Consider the following 20,832-nt stretch of genomic DNA (forward strand, 5'->3'; position numbering starts at 1 on the left):
ACGCTTGAACTCATCACTGAAATTGGGCTTCCCCATCATCGCCTCCTGTCCTCAAAATTAGGATCGAAGGCGTCCAGAAATCTAGGGGCTACTCAGAGCGGAGCAAACAGAGCCTTCAAATCCGGGCGCTGGGCGTAGAATGCCATCAGGCGTTCGGCACGCCGGCCCGGCGTTCTGGCGGTGCCCATGCGCAGGCCGAACAGCTTCAGGAGTCCTCGCAGCTGGTTGGCCATGGATGTCCGCGCAGTGATGAGCTGGGCACGGATACGCAGAGCTGCCCTGTCGATATGGGTGGCCGACGCTTTCATGTGGACGCGCTTGTACCAGCCGGTGCGGGCCAGTTGGGCAAGGCCTTCCACGTCATGGACATCGCTTTTGTTCACGCGTGCGGAAAGGACGCCCTTCGCGTGCCGCGCGCAGATACATTCTATCGCGACACCACGCCCGACCAGGCCATGATACAGAAACGTCGATAGCGTTCCCGTCTCCAGCACTACGCGCACCAGATCGGCACAATGTTTGTGGAGCCATTTGGCCAGGACATCGGGATCGCTGGCGACAACATCTCGCCGCAGAACCTTGCCCTCGACATCGATCACGCAGATATGCGTCGTCTTGTCACTCACGTCCAATCCTGCATAAATCGACATCGGTCACCCTCCTGCATTGAAGCGCCAAGGCGACTTCGTACCATGCATGAGGGTGGCTAAATCAATTACGCGGTGTCCCAGATTTTACCATTCATGATGTTCGCCCAGCGCCTGAATGTATGGCAAGTTTCGACGGGCGCAATTCAGGCCATGAACGTCGGCTATGTTGGCGTGAACGGATGGCACGTTCGCGCCCGCCTGACGTCTGGAAACGACCGCGTCGCGCTGTGAAGCCGACCGTCGCGAGTGTCCCACCTCCGTCCACCAGTTGATCAGGAGCCGTGTTTCGGCGGGCCGCCGCTTGACGGGCCATGCTGCCATGTCCCTCGCAAGCCATATCACGGACAACTCAAATTCTCTTACTCTCCTTGCGCGGCTCGGAAAATTCTTACTCGGCGCTGTTTCAACGCCTCCCGCAAAAGGACTTCGATCATTCGGTTTGCAGACAACCCTTCACGACGTGACAAGCGTTTGACGGCCTCCATAACCTGCACATCGAGTCGAAGCGGGAAATTGCTCATCTTTTCCTTGAACCCCTCTGAACGGGCAGGGATGCCCATGTTTCGACTTCGAGCAAAGCTATCGAGATTAAAAGACAAAAATCCTTATGCCTTACCCTTAGTCGCAGTTCCACGGGACGAGTGCTATTGAACCAGGCGGCCAACCACGACATGTGGCGAATGTGCAAATTTGCCATATGTGATAATGATTAAGGCAGCACTGTGGAATGGCAAGCTTGGGACGCTTCAGCCGCAGCCTGGCTTTAGAGCTGTAGGGGCGGCGGTGAGGGGCGCCGCCCCTGCCGCCTCTCAGGCTGGCTGGTATTCGGTCGCCTTCTCCTTACGCACCGTGCGGCTCTTGCGCCCGTCGATGCCCACGGGCACTTCACCTGCTATGGTCGCACGCCGCAAGGTACGGCGCTGCAAGCCGAAGTCGGCGACGGCGCGGTGCTGGGTTGACTGGTTGTCCCAGAAGGCCACGTCGCCCGGTTGCCAGCGCCAGCGCACGACATTTTCGGGCCGGGTGATGTGATTCTGCAGGATCTGGAACAGGCCCGAGGAATCGGCCTGGTTCAGCCCGACGAACTGCTTGACGAAATGGCCGAGCAGCAGGCTGCGCTGGCCCGAGACGGGGTGGACGCGAACCGCCGGGTGCTCGGTCTCGTAGACGGTCGAGGCGAACACGCTCTTGTGGAAGTTGGTGCGTTCGCGCTCGGAATCGGTGCCCTTCGGCGTATTCAGCACGGCGGCATAGTCATAAAGGTTGGTGTGGACCGCCCAGAGGTTGTTCACCAGCTGGCGCAGCGCTTCGGGGAGGCTGTCGTAGGCCGTCTCGCCATTCGCCCAGACGGTATCGCCGCCCGCCTCGGGGATGGTGATCGCCCGCAGGATCGAGCCCTTGGGATAGGCATCGACGAAGGTCACGTCGGTGTGCCAGCTCGAGGCCGCGTAGCCTTCCTTGCTGTCGAGTTCGAGCAGATAGCGCGAGCCCTGCGCTACCGGGACGGTCGGATGCGCGACCGGATCGCCGAACAGCGATGCGAAACCTTCGTGGCGCGCGTCATCGAGATCCTTCTGGCCACGGAAGAACACGACCTTGTGGCGGACGACCGCATCCTTGATCGCCTGTACAGTCGTCGCGTCAAGATCGCCCGAAAGCGTCACGCCGCGAATTTCGGCACCGATCGTGCCGGTGATTGGTGCCACGTCGAGCGGGGAGTTCGGGTCCTTGGCATTGGCGTAGGTGGTGATCGCATTCATGTGGGTAACTCCTGCTTGGGGTAGTGTGGGGTGTTATTCGGCCGGCTGGAGCGCGGGGTCGGCAGCGGTATCCAGGCGGCGGCGAATGGCGTTGTGCTGGTCGGCATCGAGCGCAAAGCCCGAGATGACGGCAGCCGAGATGGCGTGGGCGAGCGCAGGGCCGATCGAGAAGACCAGCAGCAGCCCATTGAGCGCCTGCGGCGTGTTAACGGCAGACTTCGGATCGAAACCGAACCAGGCAATCAATGGCAAGGCGATGCCAGCGGCGAGTGCGCCGCCGATCTTGTCGGCCAGGGCAAAGACCGAATAGTAGAGCCCGGCGCGCTGCTCGCCCGTCTCGGCGCGGTGCTTGTCGGCGACGTCGGCGACCATCGAGCGCAGCATGATGTTGCCCGAACCCTGCGTCAGCCCTTGCGCCAGGGCGAGAGCGAGGACCAGCCAGAACCGTTCGGGCGTGGTCAGCACCAACGCCAGGTTGATCAGTGCCTGCAGCACTTCTGCAAGGATCGCCGCGTTGCGCTTGCCCAATGCCACGCCGATGCGCTGCCAGATCGGCGCGGAAAGGATGCCGAAGGCGTACTGGAAAAGGAACAGGCCGGCACCCCATTCGGGCCGCCCGAGGTAGAAGGTCACGTAGAACAGCAGCAGCGTGGTGCGAATGCCTTGTCCGGCGCGAACCGCAGCGTCGGATGCGAGGACGCGCAGCAGCAGCGGATTGCCGAACACGGCCCGGGCGGCAGCAAGTGGCGAGAGCGGAGCAACCACGGCAGGCGGTGCATTGTCCTCGCGGGCAGCAAGCGTCAGCCACAGCGCCGGGATGGCGGTGAGCAGGATGAGCGAGCCGAACAGCGTCAGCTGCAATTGTCCGTCGCCCGGGCGCAGTTGCTGAGCGATCGCAGCCAGCGCCAGCGCACCAACCAGCGCAACGGATTGCCACAGACTGAAGATAGAGGCCGCGCGTGTGCGGTCGTGGTAGCCGGTGGCGATCTCGCCGCACCAGGCCAGCAACGGTGTAGAGAGCAGCGCAAGGCCGACATAGTAGGCGCTCAACGCTGCTGCCAGCCAGACAAGCCCGAGGTCGTCAGGCGGGAAGAACAGCATGGCGCTGCCCACAACGAAGAGCGATCCCCCGCCTGCCACCCAGGGCCGCCGTCGGCCGAAGCGACTGCGCGTGCGGTCGCTCAGCGCGCCGACCACGGGGTCGAGCGCACAATTGAGCAACTGCCCTGCCAGATACAGTGTTCCGATCAGTGTCAGTGGCACGCCATAGTCTCGTGCCAGGATGGCGGGAAGCCAGGCCATGACCGGCTGTACGGCAGCTGTCACCGGCACATAGATCGCGGCAAGCCGGTGATAGTTGCCAGAACCGGCACGGGCGGGGGATCGCGTGGTCATGCGCAGGCCCTCACAGGCGGGTCCGCAGCGTCACACCATAAGTGCGCGGCTCGCCCACCTGGGCCGTGACCACGCCGGTGTTGGCGGCGGACAGGTTGAGGAAATAGTCTTCGTTCAACAGGTTGCGCGCCCAGACCGAGAGATCGAACAAGCCGTCGTCGGTCTTCAGCCCGATGCGCGCGTTGGCGATTCCAAAGCCCGGCACCTGCGCCCATGCAGAGTTGGTGGCCGATGTGTTGAAGCTTGACCGATGGGCATAGTCGGTATGGGCATAGAGGCTGAGTTCACGCCCGCCGAGCTCGCCCAGGGGCGTGCTGCCGTCCGCGCCTATCGACCAGGCAAACTTCGGCACGCCCGAAAGCGGCTTGCCCGACAGGTCCTGGATGCCGCCGAGGTTGAGGTTCTCCACCGCCTGCGGCGCGTTGGCATATTTGACGTATTTCGCGTCGGTGTAGCTTGCCGATGCAGTGAACGAGAGATTGTCGCTGACTCGGAAAGCAAGATCGCCTTCCACCCCGCGCGAGCGCACCTTGGGGATGTTGGCGATATATTGCCGAAAGGTCACCGTGTTGGCGACCTGCTCGGTGATCGCCGTCTGGTAATCGCGGATTTCGGTCCAGAAGGCGGCAGCGTTGAAGGTGGCGCGTCGGTCCAGGAATTGCGACTTGACGCCAAGCTCGAAGGCATCGACCTTTTCAGGCGCAACTTCGGGCGCAATGCCGACAGGCAAGGCGGTGAGGTTGAGTCCGCCCGACTTGTTGCCGCGCGAATATGTCGCATAGACACTGGCGTCAGGCGCAATCTTCCCGTTCAGCGTCACCAGCCCCGAAAGATTGTTCTCGCTGAACCTAGTCGAAAAGCTGGTGACCGGGTTGAACTGTGTGCGGATCGCATTGATCGCGGTGACCTGTGTCGGGGTAAATGCCGAAAGATCTGCGCTATCGACCCAGAACTGGCTGAACGCGCCCGATTTCTTCTCGTGCGTCCAACGCAGGCCCGTGGTCAGCGTCAAGGCGTCGGACAGGTGCCAGTCGGTCTGCCCGAACAGCGCGAACGTGCGCGTCTCCGGGGTCGAGGTGGAATTGGCCTCGAACCCATTGAGCGCTGCATCGGCGATCGTCTGGTTGGCCGCAGGCAGGTTCCACAGCGCCGCTGCCGGACCATAGCGGGTCGCGCCATAGCCCTTGACGATCTGCCAGAAGTAGTATGCGCCGATGACGTAGTCGACGGTGCGGTTGCCCTTCGAGGCAAGCCGCAGCTCCTGGCTGAACTGGCGCTGGCGGTTGACCTGCTGGGCCTTGGTGGTGATGGGCAGCGATGTGCTGTCGCCATCGTTGGCCGGATTCCAGTCCCACCAGCGGTAGGCGGTGATCGAAGTCAGCGCCGCGCCGCCCAGATCCCAGTTGACCTCGCCCGACACGCCATAGCCTTCCATGTTCGACTGGTAGTGGCTGTCGGCCTCGCCGATGCGATCGAACGGCTTGAATGCGGGCAGTACATAGCCGGGGAAGCGACCGGCCCGTAGCGGGAAGTTGTTGGGGATGATCGCCCCGTTGGCGTAGGTCGTGTGCAGGTCGGCGAACACCGAGAGGACGTGGTCCTGTTTTTGGCTGGCGTAGTCGCCGATGATCCGCACCTCGAAGTCCGGGGCGGGCGTGAACAGCAATTGACCGCGAATGCTCTGGTTGCGGTAGTTCTGGGCGCGGGTCCCGGTGGTCTTGTTGAACAGAAACCCGTCGTTCCCGCTGATTGCGCCAGAGATGCGCACGGCGACCAGGTCCGGAGCGATCCCCGCCGAGGCCGACGCGCGGATCTGACGGAACCCGTAGTTTCCGATGCTTGCCTCGCCCGAAAATTCAGGCTCGAAGCTCGGCTTACGCGAGGTGATGTTGATGACGCCCGAGGTCGTGTTCTTGCCGAACAGCGTGCCCTGCGGCCCGCGCAACACCTCGATACTCTGCAGGTCGACCAGATCGAACTGCGAGAGCCCCACACGGCCGTAATAGACGTTGTCGATGTAGAATCCGACGCCGTTCTCGAGCCCGTCGTTGGTCAGTGCGACATTGGAGCCGAGGCCGCGGATGTTTATATTGGTATTGCGCGGGTTGAAACTGAACACCTGCAGGCTCGGCACCTGCTGCTGGATCTGGCCGAGCGTGAAGTCGCCCCGCTTTTCCAGCGCTTCGGCGCTAATCACGCTGATCGCCACTGGCACGTCCTGGACGTCCTCGTCGCGGCGGCGCGAGGCGGTAACTACGATCGCTTCACCGGCGTCTCCGGCAGCAGCTGCGGCCTCGACATCGGCAAGGGGCTCGGCCGCAAAAGCAGGAGCTGCGCTCGCCAGCGAGCCGAGCGCTACGCCAGCGAGGATCAACTGGCGCTGCTTGAAAAGAAAAAACCTGTTCATTCTGTTACTTCCCTGAACCCAAGTTGCTTGCCGCGCCGAGGCGGCGATTGAAGATGGCGGGAACGGGCACGGGTTCGCGCGCGGTGTCGCCAGGGGCGACGCCGCAAAGAGCAACGATCGACTGTTGCAGGGACGCGGGATACCGGGCCAGTTCCGCAAGGTCGGACCTGGTTAGCGGTCGCATGACGCATTCCTCCGGGCGACGACCGCTAAGGGTCGCGCCGAACTGGCGTTATGATGGGATGGCGGACGGCAGCGCGCCGCGCCCGGTCAGGGCGGCAGGTTTGTCAAACGCGTCCGGCAGTTGTGCGCCCTAGGAGCGGGTCATCAGCTTGTGCATCGTATCACCTCTTCGTTGGAGGGGAACACAATGCCTGGCGCCGTCGCCCCAGCATCGCGCGCTTTAGCGGTTGTTTACGCGGAGCAAGCTGCTTCCCATCAAATGCCGCGGATCAGGATCCTGGAAGTGCATGGGCGACCTGATCGCCGAAAGCCATGCGGATTAATCTCTACTTATTCAGTTGGGTATTTTCGGTCAACCGGGTTGCGGCCAATTCAACGAAAAGGAAAACTTCCCGGCGGACAAGATCAATTGTCTATCTATGCAATAGACATTCATATTGCCGACGGTAGGCTTTCCCTGCCTTACGCGACCGCGCGCGGGTCCACCTGCCAAAAGCAATCACGGACCGCACCATGACCTCGACCTTCAATCTCACCCGTCGCGCTACCCTCGCGGGCGCTGCCGCTACTCTGGCCGTCGGCGCTGCGCCCGCTATTGCCCGCAAGCGCGCCCGGCAGCCCAACATCCTCTACATCATGGCCGACGACCTCGGTTACGCGGACCTGTCCTGCTATGGTCGACGCGATTTCGAGACGCCCGTTCTCGACAAGCTGGCAACGCAGGGCCTGCGCTTCACCCATGCCTATGCCAACAGCGCGGTCTGCACCGCCACGCGCGTGGGCCTGATCACGGGTCGCTATCAGTATCGGCTGCCCGTCGGCCTCGAGGAGCCACTGGCATTCCGACCCAACATTGGCCTTCCCCCTTCACAACCCACCCTGCCCTCGCTGCTGGCCAAGGCAGGCTATCGCACCTCGCTGATCGGCAAGTGGCACCTTGGCAGCCTCCCAGACTTCGACCCGCTCAAGAGCGGATACCAGTCCTTCTGGGGCATCCGCAGCGGCGGCGTCGACTACTACACCCACGCCACCAGCAACGGTCAGCTCGACCTGTGGGACGGCCCCACGCCGGTCGATAAGGCAGGCTACCTCACCGATCTCCTTGCCGACCGCGCCATCGAGGAAATCCGCGAAGCTTCGGCCACCAAGGCGCCATGGTTCATGTCGCTCCATTTCACCGCGCCACACTGGCCGTGGGAAGGACCGGACGATGCCAGCGAATCCGTCCGCATCGCCAGGCTCAAGGACCCCAAGGGGCTATTCCACTTCGACGGCGGCAGCGCGGCAATCTATGCCGCCATGGTCCGCCGCCTCGATTACCAGATCGGCCGCGTACTCGCCGCGCTCAAGGCCAGCGGAGCCGAACAGGACACCATCGTCATATTCACCAGCGACAATGGCGGCGAACGCTTCTCCGACACCTGGCCCTTCAGCGGCCGCAAGACCGAACTGCTCGAAGGCGGACTGCGCATTCCGGTCATCGTGCGCTGGCCGGGCGTAACGGGGGCCGGCGCCACCAGCGATGCACAGATCATCTCGATGGACTGGCTGCCTACTTTCCTTGCCGCTGCGGGCTCGGCTCCGGACCCAAAGTCGCCGAGCGACGGCATCGACATCTCAGCTGCATTCTCAGGCCGCCCCTTGCCCGAGCGAACCCTGTTCTGGCGCTACAAGAACCACGCCCAGCGAGCGGCCCGCCGAGGCAACATGAAATATCTCAAAATCGGCGAGAACGAGTTCCTGTTTGACGTTGCTGCCGATCCCCTTGAACGGGCAAACCTCAAGGACCGGCAGCCGGAAGTTTTCACATCGCTCAAGACGGCATGGGCAGAATGGAACGCCCAAATGTTACCGCTGGATGCGCAGTCCTACACGCACGGTTTCGGGCCGGGTGAACTTGCGGACCACTTCAATCCGGCGCTCTGATAAGCTTCTTGCGGCCGCCGCCTCGGCTTCCGCGCGGTGGCGCCCGATGGCATCTACAGGTGCGCTTGTTTTGAAAGCTGAAATATTGCATCGTTGCTCCAACCGGCGCATCGCAAGGCATAGGCGCGTCAGCGATAGCGGCGGCGGCAGGGATCAGCCGGGCCTCAGTCTACCGGGTGCTGGCGCAGGCAGAGGCTGCTCAACACCCCCAACTGCACTGCAATGCGCTCCCTTCGGGCATGTCCACGATCTGCATCGACCCACCGCAGGCGTCATCCTGTAGCTCGGCATAGGCAGGCGCTCGGGGCAGGTTGAACCCTTGCCGGTTGAGTGCGGCGCGGAGTGCGCCGGGGTCTTCCTTGAAACGGATTTGCCGTGTGTAGGTGGAGTCCGCTTCGGGGATCACGTACAGGGAGGCTGAGACGCCCGTGACGCGCAGACCATGCCAGGTGGAGGGTTGCGGGAATGTTGCAACGCTCTCGTAGACGGTGTCGCTGCCCTCTCCGGCCTGCTTGTTAAAGGCAGGGATGATCTCGATTTGATCCGGACCAACGCGGATGGGCTTGGCGCTGATATTCGCGACATCGCCCTGCGGCGGCGTGAGAATGTTGTTGAACAAAGCCTCCGTGCCCTTCGACGCCTCGCAGTTGGCGGCGTTGGCGAACTGGATGCTATCGTCCAGAGGCATGGCAGTGGCCGGGGCCATATCGGTCGATGCCGCCGGTGTCGGGGTCGGTGACGGTGCTGGCAGCGATGTGGGTGGCTCTGACGCCGCAGGCGATGTGCTGTCTTGCCCCCGCAGAACATAATAGCTCCCCGCGCCGATGAGCCCGGCAAGCCCGGCCAGGGCGATCATGGCGGTCTTGCGTTGCACTTTGCGCGGCGGCTGCTTGGTTTCGGCACGGGGCTTGTCCCATGTCCCTGTCCTGCGCTCTGGCGTTTGGTCGTGGGCCGCTGACAGGATGCGCGCCTTCTCCGCCGCAAACTCCTCCTGCGTGAGCGCGCCCTGCGCATGGAGCAGCGCCAGCCGCTCCAACTGCGTCAGTTGATCGTCCATATATTCTCCTATGTCTGGGTGATGCCGTCAGCGGGTCGTCACTGCCCGAGCAGTTGCTCGGGATCATCGATCGCAAATTCGCCCCGGCCGCCTTCGGGCGTCAGCGGCCGGTAGCCGAACGATGCCGCCTGCGTGGCCAGGCTGTTGTCGTAAATGTCATGGCATAGCGCCTGATAGAGGTTGGCTTTATTCTGCTGCGCCCCCGCTATGCCGGTGCCCGCAAAGTCGAACTCCTCGGCCATAGTGCTGTCCCCCTGCGCCCAGGCGATGAGCGGGGATTTCGTCGAGCAGAGCGCATAGATGGTGGTGGGCGAGCCGCTCCAGTTGATACGCTGCCGGTCCGCGTCGGTGCCGGTGGCATCGCTGACATCGCCATGCTCGATGGATGCGCGCAGCAGCCGCTCGCCGCCCTGCTGCTTGATCGTGGCGACGCTCAGCAGACGTGAATAGGAACAGCTATCGAGATGGTAGCAGCCATCGATCAACGCTTCGCCCGATGCCGTGGCGAGAGGGGCGGGCGCATCATTGGCCGGGGGCATGAGCATCGGTTCGTTGCGCGATGCCTGCGCTGCAACGCCAGCGCCATCCTTGCTTTCGGCGGGAACATATTTCTCGCAGGTCAGCCCGTCGCTGATGTCCCAGAAATTGTCGAAATGCCAGCTTTGAGATTTGAAGATATACCAGGCGTTGACGCGCGTGGTCGGCAGGGGCTCCCCCCATTGATTATAATCGGTGACCATCAGGCAGGCCCTGCGGGCGTCATTCCTGTCCCGGTAGATGATGGCCTCGCTGATCTCTACCTTGGCCGGATTGATGGCGCGGGCGCGGATCATGTCTTCCAAGGCCCGCTGATCGCCCGAAGAGCAGGCCGTCGTCACGAGCAGGAGGAAGAGAGGCACGCCCTTTGCCAGCTGAGGCAAGGCGATACGGGGCAAAAGCCATGGCATGAGCCACGCTGAAACGAGCCGCTTGCAGGCCAACGGCAGGCCGCATAGCCGGGCGCTCATTGGAGCAACGCCGCTTTTTGCTGCTCGAACTCGGCGTCGGTGAGGATACCGTCCTGACGCAGCTTGGCCAGCCGTTCGATCTGGCTTAGCCGATCATCGCCTTGTGCCTGCGCTTCGGGCGTATGTGCCTGCGCGGGCCTGGCGCGGTCGCTCTCGGTGGTGGCGGGCGGCGGCCCATAGGCATTCGCCTTCTCGTCACCGGGCATGATCAGCGGATAAAGCATCGCCAGTGCATAGAGTCCCAAGGTTCCGGTGGCAGCTTTGCTCAGGAAATTGATAAGGACATTGCCGCCGGACGTGACCAGCATGTCCTGGAGGGTGTAGCTGACGCCGTTCAATATCCAGACGATTCCCACCGCCCAGCCCGTGATGCCCCGGTCATGCAGGCGACGCACCGTGACCGCGTACATGGGCACGGTCGTGCCGAGCAGCGCCAATATGGTGAGCATCGGCAGGGGGTTGGCCTCGCTCATGCCGCCCAGAACCGCGCTGAGGGTCAAGGTAACAGCGAAGATCGCCATGAACTGCCAATATTCGGCGCGACCGCTGCGGCCGGTGAAATCATAATAGCGTTTGAACGCAATAAGCCCCTGCATGAATAATCCTTTGCAAATGGAGGAAGATGCGCGTCCAGCCTCTGGCGGACGCACGGCTATCGGTGCGCGTTATCGCGCTGCGACCCGATGGGTTCTTATGCTGTGGGATGGACCGGGCATGGCCATGATGGCGCTGGCCCTTATCGATCATGTTCATCATCCACCCCGGCGCCGCCCCTTCTTGCGATCGGGGCGACGGCCGAAGCCGGATGTTGGAAACCTGAAGTAGCCGACAGGCGCATGCGCCTTTACCGTTGCCGGTTGGACATACGCGCATGCCACCCGGCCCCAGAATGCCTGTGACCGGTTGGCTACTAAAGAGGTTTCCACGCCCCGCCCCCGAGTGTCGCGGGGGCAAAGCATTGTTAGGCGGTAGCCCTGTGCTTTTGCAAGCGCGCGCTATGCCGGTGCGTCGGAAAGCCGCTCAAAGGCCCATGTGGCCTCGGGCATGAGCAGATGCGCGCGATTGTGCAGATGCTGGTCCAGCGTCAACGACCGCTTGCTGATCCAGCAATAGCCATAGCTGTCGAAGAGATGCAGCCGATGGTCGCTATGACCGGCAATCACCGTCCAATGATCATAAGCCCCGCCCAGGATCAGCACCACGGGATGTCCCTGATCAACATGGCTGCGAATGGTCCGCGCCACTTCCCAGGGCATCAGCCCGGGCCTGGCTTCGAACACCCGGCGCCGCCTGATCCGGAAACCGGCCTCCGCCTCAACCTCGGGGAGGAAGAGCTTGAAGAAACGGTTCCAAGGCTCCGGATCAAGCCCCCAGGACAGGGTGAAAGGCAGATGTCGTTGCCGGGAGAGGATGGTCACGCCGCGTCGGAACAGCGCCTTCATGGCGGCGGGATGCATCTGTTTGCCGGGATAAGCCAGCAGATAGACCGCATTGAGAATGGCGTAGACACCGCACAGGCTGTCGAGCCGCCCCTGGCGGAAGGGCCGCAACGCCTGCCGGGCCTCCATCAGCGCCAGCGCCGCCGCCTCGCTCAATATTCGCTCGCCAGCATGATGGTGAGCACCCGCGCCGTAACATCGGGGTTGGCGGGATCAGGCGAGCCATATTCCAGACGCTTGTCATAATAGTCGATCTTCCAGAAAAAAGTCTGCCTCTCATGCTCGACCGCGCCAAAATCATGTTCGGCATGAGGATCATTGCCGGCAGTGAACGCATCAAACTGCGCGACCTTCAGCAGCACGGCCTGCATGGCCGTTTGGCCCAGGGACTGGACCCCGGACGTGATCGTCACATAGCCGCCCCGCCGGAAGGCCCGTAGTTCGTCGTTGAGGGTTCGGATACGCTCGATCCGGGCCTCCAGCGCCATTGTTCGTGATTTGTTCTTTTGATAGCCGCACGCATTCTCGTCATTCATAGGACGCTCCTTCATGGATAGGGGGAAAGCACGGCTCCTGACGGCGCAGGAGTGCTCAGGCGAGCGGATGGGGCTGCCATTCCTCGCATTGGGGTAGGAATAGGCTCAGAGCAGCCGGATCAGCCGGTGCTGCGCTTGGCGGTCGCCTTCGATATAGCGCTCGGTGGTGGTGATGGCGCGGTGCCCGGCAAGCTCCTGCACGTCCCTCAGCGATCCGCCGGTCTTGGGCAGCAGCCGGGCTGCATGGGTGATGAAGGTCCGCCGTCCCGAGTGCGAAGAGCAGCCCTGCAAGCCCAGTTGACGGTAGAGCAGCCCGAACCAGTTGACGACCGAACCCGCTGTCATGGCGGTGCCGCGTTCGGAGCGGATGACGGGGCCGGCAAGAGGACGTTCCTGGACCCGGTGCAGCACCATCAATGCAGCGCGTAGCCCCTGGTGCAGGGGTATCTGCCTTGCCGATCCATATTTGGCGATGGCCCGACCGATATGGATATGCCGTCCGACCGACCCATCGGGCGCCAGCACCATGGGCCAGGTGAGCCCGGCGATCTCGCAGGCCCGAAGGCCCGCCTTGAAACTCAGCAGCAGAAGGACATGGTTACGATAGGCGTGCCGCTGCGACCGGACATGGGCCAAGGCAAGGCGCAAATCCGCGGCCGCCAGCAGCTTTGCAGGCTGTCTGGACATGGGAATGATCCGCTTGTGGTGGAAAGCATGGCACAGCGCCATGCAACGCCAGTATAATACAAGCGTAGCGAAATGTCAAATAGTGGTGAAAATACAGTGGTTTATCTAAAGGGACTCGACTAGGAAACTCAGGGCGCTGTCCTGTCTGCGTCAGTTGAAGGGCATATTGCTTTCACATGGTCATTCCATGCCTGTAACGCAGCCTTTTTCTCAGTGGCCCAAGTGTGCCGCTGATAGACGCCAGCGATGCCGGAACGTGAGCCGCTTAAATGGTTCAGAACGGCTTCTGTGACTTCGAACCGAACGCCAAGCCGCTGCAGCCCGGTTGCGCAGGTTCGCCGCAGATCGTGGAAGCGCCATGGTTTGAGTTTATCATCGGAAGAAAATTGATGATCGCGCTTTTTGAGAAGTTCGTTGCAAAATTTGTCTAGCCTTGACTTTGCTACGGAAAAGCCGCGTGATGGCTTATCCCCATTTGAAGATAACAGAAACCCTTGCTTCGGCCATGTCCCAGACTTTTGCTGAAAGCGATGAGCGATGCCGTCGATTAGATCGATCGCTCCGCTCGATAGCGGCACATGATGTGCTGTGGCGTTTTTTGAGCGTTCGGCGGGGAGTATCCACATTGCTTGATCCCGGTCTAATTCTGCCCAATTCAAGCCTGCTACCTCCTCTCGCCTCTGACCGGTCAGGATGAGTAACTTTACGAAGTAGGTGAAGGGATATCCAAGGCCTTCGCTGGCGTGCCAAACGATTGACAATTCGGAGTCACTGAGGACCCGGTCTCGCGAAGCGGGAGCTGCTGGCGGCTCCATTTCTCCAATCGGAGAGGCGGCAATATCGCCTCGTCCAACTGCCCAGCGGAATAGTCGGCGCAACGCAGCGAAGGTGTTGCGGCGACTGGCGGGGCGGTCCGCCATACGGTCCAAAATGGCAGATATATCTGATCGTCGAATGTCAGTTAGTGGCTTACTTTTCAGAACTGGGACTGCCTCGCGTCGTAACAAGCCTGCCGCTAGTTCATGACCGCCTTTCCACTCGACCTGGAGATACTCGACGATAAACCGTTCGGCATAGGAGGAGAATGCTAATGCGACATCCTGATGCCGTTTCTCCTGTTTGATGGTGCCCGGATCTTGCCCGCAGTCGACCATATGGGAAAGCCTCTTCGCCTCCTTACGCGCCTGGTCTGGTGTCCAAGGTCCATGTGCGCCGATTGTGTGTCGGCGCACCTTTGCCGTTCTGCCGCCCATTCGGTACTGGAATATGTAAGATCGATTGCCAGCTGGGGTCACTTTCAGCCCAAACCCCTTCACTTCGTCGTCCCAAAGGAAAGCCGTTTTGGGCGATGGATTGAGCGCATCGACCGCTCGCTTAGTGATATGTCCCTGCGCCACTTTGCCCTCCAGCAATCACCTGGCAATCACATTAGCGAGCATGACAATGTAATGCAAAGGAACCTATGGCAATAAAATACCGATATTTCGCCATTTTTGAACAAAAAGGTGGGAAGATCGCAAGATTTTATGAAACTTCCAAGCTTGTGATGCGGGTTCGATCCCCGCTACCCGCTCCAACCCTCCGTTCGTTACGTGGCTTCGTTCGGTATCAACGCCAGATAGGCGTCGGGCCGCGCCAGCACCGCGAGCGACAGCCCCGCTTCCCTTGCCCGGCTGATCGCCATGGCCGATGGCGCGGAAATCGTGGCGAGCAAGGGGCAGCCCGCCAGCACCGCCTTTTCCACCAGTTCATAGGAACAGCGCGACGACAGCAAGGCGAAGCCATCGCCCCACGCCGCGCCCGCGCGCAGCATCGCGCCGATCAGTTTGTCGAACGCATTGTGGCGGCCGACATCCTCGCGCGCCAGCATGATTGCGCCGTCCGAACCACATAGGGCGGCGGCATGAACGGCGCCGGTCGCGCGGCTGATCGGTTGATGGTCGCGCAGGTCGGACAGCGCGCGGAAAAGCGCCGGGCCGTTTGGCGGCATGGGGCGCGGCAAGCGGGGCAAGGGCCGCATGACCTGTTCCAGATTTTCGATGCCGCACAGGCCGCAGGATGAATCGGTCAGGCGGCGCCGCACCCGGTCAAGCGCCCGGTCGGCCAGATGCCGGGCCAGGAAAAGCCGCAGGATGAGGCCCTTGTCGGTGGCATGTTCGACGACCTCGACGATGTCATCGCTCGCGTCGATCAGCCTTTCGGTCAGGGCAAAACCATAGGCCAGGTCGATCAGGTCGGCGGGCGTCGCCATCAGCACGGCATAGCCCAGGCCGTTGATTTCGATAGCGACCGGCGCTTCATTGGCCACCGCACGGGTCACCGCGCCGGTTGCGCCATCAGGTGTGACGACATGAAAGTCGACGTCGACAATCGGGGCGGGCCAATGCGAATCGGCCAGTGCAGCCTGATCGGGCGGGGCGCGTGAAGCGGCGGTCGCCATGTCGACGGCATCATCTGAGGAACAGGCCATCACTGCTGCTCCGGTTGCCCGATGGCGCCGACCGGCCGGGCGGCTAAACCCGCGTCCCTGTTGCGCAACAATGTGATGGCGGCATCGGCGACCGGCGTCAGGTTCGCCCGCCCCTCCGCCTGCAATGCGAATATCTGCGCCCGCATGCGCGGCGCCCAGAAACTGGCGATATGGTCAGCGACCGCCTCGACCGCCATGCCATGGCTGGCCGCGCTCAGATTGCGCGCAATCTGGTTCGCCATGTAGATCAGGCGGTCCTGATTGGACATCATCATTGCGTCATCGTCCATCGCGGCTATTCCGAAGCCTCCACCACGGCAATGCGGCGACTGTGCCGGGCCTGCGCGTCATAGCTTTGCTGCCAGTCGGACGGGCCGTTGGAAAGGCCCACCTGCACCGCCGTCACCTTATATTCCGGGCAATTGGTCGCCCAGTCGGAAAAATCGGTGGTGATGACGTTGGCCTGTGTTTCGGGATGGTGGAACGTCGTATAGACCACACCGGGCGCAACCCGATCGGTGATCAGCGCGCGCAGCGTGGTTTCCCCCGCCCGGCTTTTCAGGCTGACCCAGTCGCCATCCTTGATCCCCCGGTTTTCCGCGTCGGACGGGTGGATTTCCAGCCGGTCCTCCGGGTGCCAGGCGGCGTTGGCCGTGCGCCGCGTCTGCGCGCCGACATTATAGTGGCTGAGGATGCGGCCAGTGGTCAGCAGCAGCGGGAAGCGCGGTCCCGTCTTTTCGTCGGTCGGCACATAATCGGTGACGACGAACTTGCCCTTGCCGCGCGCGAAGCCGTCCAGATGCATCGTTGGCGTGCCCAGCGGCGCGGCGTTATTGGCCGGCCATTGCAGCGACCCCAGAGCCTCCAGCGCATCATAGCTGACATGGGCGAAGGTCGGAGTAAGCGCCGCGATCTCATCCATGATCTGCGACGGGTGGTCGTAGGTCCAATCGAGCCCCATCGCATGGGCGACAAGCTGGACGATCTCCCAATCCCCATAGCCGTTGAGCGGCGCCATCACCTTGCGCACGCGCTGGATGCGGCGTTCGGCGTTGGTGAAGGTGCCGTCCTTTTCCAGGAAGGTCGATCCGGGCAGGAAGACATGCGCGTAATTGGCGGTTTCGTTGAGGAAAAGATCCTGCACGACGACGCATTCCATCGCCGCAAGCCCCGCCGCGACATGATGGGTGTTGGGGTCCGACTGGAGGATGTCCTCGCCCTGTATGAAGATCGCCTTGAACGCGCCTTCGGTCGCGGCGTCCAGCATGTTGGGGATGCGCAGGCCCGGCTCGCTGTCGAGTGCGACGCCCCAGGCATCCTCGAACAGCTTGCGGGTCGCGTCATCCGACACATGGCGATAGCCGCTATATTCGTGCGGGAAACTGCCCATGTCGCAGGCGCCCTGCACGTTGTTCTGCCCCCGCAGCGGGTTCACGCCCACGCCCTCTCGCCCGATATTGCCGGTCGCCATCGCAAGATTGGCGATCGCCATCACGGTGGAAGAGCCTTGCGAATGTTCGGTGACGCCCAACCCGTAATAGATCGCGCCATTGCCGCCGGTCGCGTAAAGCCGCGCCGCCGCGCGCACATCGTCGGCCCTTACCCCGGTCAGCGGCTCGATCGCCTCGGGCGAGCGCGCGGGCTGCGCCACGAACGCGGCCCAGTCCTCGAACTCGTCCCAGTCGCAGCGTGCGCGGATGAACGGTTCGTCATAGAGTTTCTCGGTCACGATCACATGGGCCATCGCCGTCAGCATCGCGACATTGGTGCCGGGGCGCAGCGGCAGATGATGCGTCGCCTCGACATGGGGCGATTTGACCAGGTCGATCCGGCGCGGGTCGATGACGATCAGCTTCGCGCCCTGCCGCAGTCTTTTCTTCATGCGGCTGGCGAACACCGGATGCCCGTCGGTCGGATTCGCTCCGATCACCATGATGACATCCGACTGCATCACGCTGTCGAAATCCTGTGTCCCCGCCGATGTGCCAAAGGTGGTCTTGAGCCCATAGCCCGTGGGCGAATGGCAGACGCGCGCGCAGGTATCGACATTATTGTTGCCGAAACCCTGCCGGATCAGCTTCTGGACGAGGAACGTCTCTTCATTGGTGCAGCGGCTCGACGTGATGCCGCCCACGCTGTTGCGGCCATAGCGCGCCTGTATGCGGCGAAATTCGGATGCGACATGGGCGATCGCCTCATCCCATGACACTTCGCGCCATGGTTCGTCGACCGATGCGCGGATCATCGGGTTCAATATGCGGTCCTGATGCCGGGCATAGCCCCAGGCGAAGCGGCCCTTGACGCAGCTATGGCCGCGATTGGCCTTGCCATCCTTCCACGGGACCATGCGAACCAGCTCCTCGCCCCGCATTTCCGCGCGGAAGGTGCAGCCGACGCCGCAATAGGCGCAGGTGGTGACGACGGCGCGGTCGGGCGTGCCGATTTCGACGACCTTCTTTTCGATCAGTGACGCAGTCGGACAGGCCTGAACACAGGCGCCGCAGGAGACACATTCGGACCTCAGAAATCCCTCGCCCTGCGACGCGGACACTTTGGACTCGAACCCCATCCCCTCGATCGTCAGCGCGAAGGTGCCCTGCACCTCGTTGCAGGCCCGCACGCAGCGCGAACAGACGATGCACTTGCTGGGGTCGAAATCGAAATAGGGGTTGGAGACATCCTTGGCCTGACCCATGTTGGTCGCGCCGTCATAGCCATAGCGCACGTCACGCAGGCCGACCGCGCCCGCCTGATCCTGCAATTCGCAATCGCCATTTGCTGCGCAGGTCAGGCAGTCAAGGGGGTGATCGGAGATATAGAGCTCCATCACCCCGCGTCGCAGCGTCTTGAGCCGTTCGGTCTGAGTGCGGACGACCATGCCTTCAGCGACCGGCGTGGTGCAGGAGGCGGGATAGCCGATGCGCCCCTCCACTTCGACCAGACATAGTCGGCAGGAGCCGAAACTTTCGACGCTGTCGGTCGCGCAGAGTTTCGGGATGGAGCCGCCCAGCAGGGAGGCGGCGCGCATGATCGAGGTCCCCTCCGGCAGGGTGACGCTCTGGCCGTCGATGGTCAGGGTGACCGACTTGCCGGCCGTTATTACAGCTGGCGTGCCATGATCGGTTTCGCGGGAAAAGCTCATTCCGCAACCTCCTTCACCGGCGCCAAATCCGGACTTGGACTCGCACCAAAATCCTCCGGGAAATGGTCGAGCGCGCTCAGCACCGGATAGGGGGTGAAGCCGCCCAGCGCGCAAAGCGACCCATATTTCATCGTGTCGCACAGGTCGCGTAGCAGCGTGGTTTGTGCATCGAGCGATGTGTCGATACGGCTGGGGGAACGGGAGTAGAGGGCTTTGCTCAAACTGCCGTGCTCCTGCGAAGGCAGGAGCCCAGGGCCAGATTGCACAGCGCTTGGCGGAACACGATGCGCCATGATCCGATCCATAATCTCCACCCCGCGCGTCGATCCGATCCGGCAGGGCGTGCATTTGCCGCAGCTTTCGACCGCGCAGAATTCCATCGCGAAGCGCGCCATATGCGCCATGTCGACGCTGTCGTCGAAAACCGTGATCCCGGCATGGCCGATCAGCCCGCCCGCAGCCGCGAAGGCTTCATAATCGAAGGGCAGATGGAACATGCTCGGCGGAAAATAGGCGCCCAGCGGCCCGCCCACCTGCACCGCCCGCACAGGGCGACGGCTGGCGGTGCCGCCGCCAATGTCGTTCACCAGTTCACCAAGCGTGATGCCAAAGCCGATCTCGTAAAGGCCGCCATGCCGCACATTGCCCGCCAGTTGCACCGGCATCGTGCCGCGCGACCGTCCGAACCCGACCGCCGCATAGGCCTCAGCCCCTCCGGCCAATATGAACGGCACGGCGGCAAGGCTCAGCACATTGTTGATGACGGTGGGCTGGCCGAACAGGCCTTTGAGCGCAGGCAGGGGCGGCTTGGCGCGCACCTGTCCGCGCTTGCCCTCGATCGAATCGAGCAACGCGGTCTCCTCGCCGCAGACATAGGCGCCGGCGCCCTCGCGCACCTCCAGCGTGAAAGGCGCGACCAGATGCGCCGACGCCTCGATCGCGACGCGCATGGTGCGACAAGCGAAGGGATATTCGGAGCGGATATAGATATAGCCATGGCCCGCCCCGACCGCGCGCGCGGCGATCGCCATGCCCTCGATCAGGCAATAGGGATCGCCCTCCATCAGCATCCGGTCGGCGAACGTCCCGCTGTCGCCCTCGTCGGCGTTGCAGACGATGAACTTCTCGCCCGCTGGCGCATCCAGCACCGTCTGCCATTTGATCCCGGTGGGGAAGCCGGCCCCGCCGCGCCCGCGCAGACCCGACGCCTTGACGGCATCCACCACGGCTTGGGGCGACATCGCCCGCGCTGCCTCCAGCCCCTTCCACCCGCCATGCGCGGCATAATCGGCCAGGCTCAAAGGATCGGTGATCCCGCAGCGCGCGAAGGTGAAACGCTGCTGGCTGGCGAAGAAGGGCAGGGCGTCGACATCGCCCAGCCGGTTGGCATGGCTGCCGTCCAGCACCGCCGCCACATGCTGCGGTCCGACCGGCCCATAGCCGATGCGTCCGGCTTGCGTCTCCACCTCGACCAGCGGCTCGATAGCGAACAGGCCCCTGCTGCCGGTGCGCACCACATCGCACCCCGCCTGCGCAAAGGCCTGCGCCACTTCGTCCGCGCCCAGCGCCACCGACGCCATGTCGCGGCTGACGAAGACGCGAGTCATGCGCCCACCTCCACCGCGATTCGCTCCAGCGCTGCGGCGTCGATCCGCGCCACCGGGCGGCCATCCACCAGCGCATTGGGGCCGATGGCGCACAGGCCCAGGCAATAGACCGGCTCCAGCGTCACCGCGCCATCATCGCGGGTCGCGCCCATGGCAACGCCCAGCCGCTGGGCCGCCAGCCGATCGATCGCCGCGCCGCCACGCGCCTGGCAACTTTCCGCCCGACACAGCTTTACGACATGGCGGCCGGGGGGCACGCGCCGCAAATCATGGTAGAAGGTGACGACCCCGTGCACATCGGCGCGGCTGATGTTCAGCGCGCGGGCGACGGTCGGCACGACATGATCGGCTATATGGCCATAGTGCCGCTGCATCGCTTGAAGCAGGGGCAGCAACTGATCGCGCCGCGCGCCATGCCGGGCTGTCCAGTCCTGCACCCAGGCGGCCATGGCGCGGTCATCGTCAATGGCAATGATGGCTGACATGGTCGCTCTCCGTTCGTGCGAGCAAAGTCTTACAACGGAGGGTCGGGTCAAATCAAAAGGAATGGCGGGATCTGTCCCGAT

At 62.8% G+C, this 20,832-nt stretch carries 20 protein-coding genes; 3 read left to right on the forward strand and 17 right to left on the reverse strand.

The window, feature by feature from the left end; genetic code table 11:
• Positions 1-92: 92 nt before the first annotated feature.
• Positions 93-650, reverse strand: coding sequence for an IS110 family transposase (locus tag GGR44_RS16145; protein WP_183956525.1), 558 nt, complete (start codon positions 648-650; stop codon positions 93-95).
• A 93-nt stretch (positions 651-743) separates the two neighbouring features.
• On the opposite strand from GGR44_RS16145, the gene GGR44_RS16150 reads away from it, so the two are divergent.
• A complete protein-coding gene (locus tag GGR44_RS16150; RefSeq protein WP_183956526.1) occupies positions 744-881 on the forward strand; it encodes a hypothetical protein in 138 nt (45 codons plus the stop codon).
• Positions 882-1,009: 128 nt separating this feature from the next.
• Here the strand turns inward: GGR44_RS16150 and GGR44_RS16155 are convergent, their stop codons facing one another.
• The 4 genes from GGR44_RS16155 to GGR44_RS16170 form a co-directional block, all read right to left on the reverse strand.
• Complete coding sequence (locus GGR44_RS16155) at positions 1,010-1,210, reverse strand: ribbon-helix-helix protein, CopG family (protein WP_343052368.1); 201 nt, start codon at positions 1,208-1,210, stop codon at positions 1,010-1,012.
• Positions 1,211-1,459: 249 nt separating this feature from the next.
• Positions 1,460-2,410, reverse strand: a complete 951-nt coding sequence (locus tag GGR44_RS16160) for a TauD/TfdA dioxygenase family protein (RefSeq protein WP_183956527.1) — start codon at positions 2,408-2,410, stop codon at positions 1,460-1,462.
• A 33-nt stretch (positions 2,411-2,443) separates the two neighbouring features.
• A complete protein-coding gene (locus GGR44_RS16165) occupies positions 2,444-3,805 on the reverse strand; it encodes an MFS transporter (RefSeq protein WP_183956528.1) in 1,362 nt (453 codons plus the stop codon).
• Between the two features lie 10 nt (positions 3,806-3,815).
• Complete coding sequence (locus tag GGR44_RS16170) at positions 3,816-6,212, reverse strand: TonB-dependent receptor (protein WP_183956529.1); 2,397 nt, start codon at positions 6,210-6,212, stop codon at positions 3,816-3,818.
• Between the two features lie 696 nt (positions 6,213-6,908).
• Here GGR44_RS16170 and GGR44_RS16175 point away from each other — a divergent pair.
• Together GGR44_RS16175 and GGR44_RS17235 are read left to right on the forward strand one after the other, a co-directional pair.
• On the forward strand, positions 6,909-8,321 hold the full coding sequence (locus tag GGR44_RS16175; RefSeq protein ID WP_183956530.1) for a sulfatase family protein: 1,413 nt from the start codon (positions 6,909-6,911) through the stop codon (positions 8,319-8,321).
• Between the two features lie 89 nt (positions 8,322-8,410).
• Positions 8,411-8,614, forward strand: coding sequence for a helix-turn-helix domain-containing protein (locus GGR44_RS17235; RefSeq protein ID WP_425511332.1), 204 nt, complete (start codon positions 8,411-8,413; stop codon positions 8,612-8,614).
• On the opposite strand, the gene GGR44_RS16185 is transcribed toward GGR44_RS17235, so the two are convergent.
• The 12 genes from GGR44_RS16185 to GGR44_RS16240 all read right to left on the reverse strand — a co-directional run bounded on the left by GGR44_RS16185 (position 8,521) and on the right by GGR44_RS16240 (position 20,751).
• Positions 8,521-9,378, reverse strand: a complete 858-nt coding sequence (locus GGR44_RS16185) for an SHOCT domain-containing protein (protein ID WP_183956531.1) — start codon at positions 9,376-9,378, stop codon at positions 8,521-8,523. The two genes, GGR44_RS17235 and GGR44_RS16185, sit on opposite strands and share 94 nt — an antisense overlap.
• Before the next feature lie 38 nt (positions 9,379-9,416).
• Positions 9,417-10,277, reverse strand: a complete 861-nt coding sequence (locus GGR44_RS16190; RefSeq protein ID WP_183956532.1) for a hypothetical protein — start codon at positions 10,275-10,277, stop codon at positions 9,417-9,419.
• A gap of 104 nt (positions 10,278-10,381) precedes the next feature.
• Entirely contained in the window at positions 10,382-10,981 is a 600-nt protein-coding gene (locus tag GGR44_RS16195; protein ID WP_183956533.1) for a DUF805 domain-containing protein, read from the reverse strand.
• 399 nt (positions 10,982-11,380) lie between these two features.
• Entirely contained in the window at positions 11,381-11,980 is a 600-nt protein-coding gene (locus GGR44_RS16200) for a hypothetical protein (protein ID WP_183956534.1), read from the reverse strand.
• A complete protein-coding gene (locus tag GGR44_RS16205) occupies positions 11,977-12,360 on the reverse strand; it encodes a DUF3768 domain-containing protein (protein ID WP_246344730.1) in 384 nt (127 codons plus the stop codon). Before GGR44_RS16205 ends, GGR44_RS16200 begins: the two co-directional genes overlap by 4 nt.
• A gap of 105 nt (positions 12,361-12,465) precedes the next feature.
• Positions 12,466-13,089 (reverse strand): tyrosine-type recombinase/integrase, encoded by a 624-nt coding sequence (locus GGR44_RS16210; protein ID WP_246344731.1) that lies wholly within the window; start codon positions 13,087-13,089, stop codon positions 12,466-12,468.
• A gap of 86 nt (positions 13,090-13,175) precedes the next feature.
• Positions 13,176-14,459, reverse strand: coding sequence for a tyrosine-type recombinase/integrase (locus GGR44_RS16215; RefSeq protein WP_246344732.1), 1,284 nt, complete (start codon positions 14,457-14,459; stop codon positions 13,176-13,178).
• Between the two features lie 176 nt (positions 14,460-14,635).
• Positions 14,636-15,517, reverse strand: coding sequence for a formate dehydrogenase accessory sulfurtransferase FdhD (gene fdhD / locus GGR44_RS16220; protein WP_246344733.1), 882 nt, complete (start codon positions 15,515-15,517; stop codon positions 14,636-14,638).
• Positions 15,517-15,807 carry a formate dehydrogenase subunit delta gene (locus GGR44_RS16225; protein ID WP_183956535.1) on the reverse strand — a complete coding sequence of 97 codons (291 nt, stop codon included), beginning with the start codon at positions 15,805-15,807 and terminating at the stop codon, positions 15,517-15,519. The genes fdhD and GGR44_RS16225 overlap by 1 nt, the downstream gene beginning before the upstream one ends.
• Before the next feature lie 5 nt (positions 15,808-15,812).
• On the reverse strand, positions 15,813-18,659 hold the full coding sequence (gene fdhF, locus GGR44_RS16230; protein ID WP_183956536.1) for a formate dehydrogenase subunit alpha: 2,847 nt from the start codon (positions 18,657-18,659) through the stop codon (positions 15,813-15,815).
• Positions 18,656-20,266: an NADH-ubiquinone oxidoreductase-F iron-sulfur binding region domain-containing protein gene (locus tag GGR44_RS16235; protein ID WP_183956537.1), complete on the reverse strand. Its 1,611-nt coding sequence runs from the start codon at positions 20,264-20,266 to the stop codon at positions 18,656-18,658. Before GGR44_RS16235 ends, fdhF begins: the two co-directional genes overlap by 4 nt.
• A complete protein-coding gene (locus GGR44_RS16240; RefSeq protein WP_425511331.1) occupies positions 20,263-20,751 on the reverse strand; it encodes an NAD(P)H-dependent oxidoreductase subunit E in 489 nt (162 codons plus the stop codon). Before GGR44_RS16240 ends, GGR44_RS16235 begins: the two co-directional genes overlap by 4 nt.
• Positions 20,752-20,832: the final 81 nt, after the last annotated feature.

It is taken from the genome of Sphingobium fontiphilum (assembly GCF_014196635.1).
Classification (GTDB): domain Bacteria; phylum Pseudomonadota; class Alphaproteobacteria; order Sphingomonadales; family Sphingomonadaceae; genus Sphingobium; species Sphingobium fontiphilum.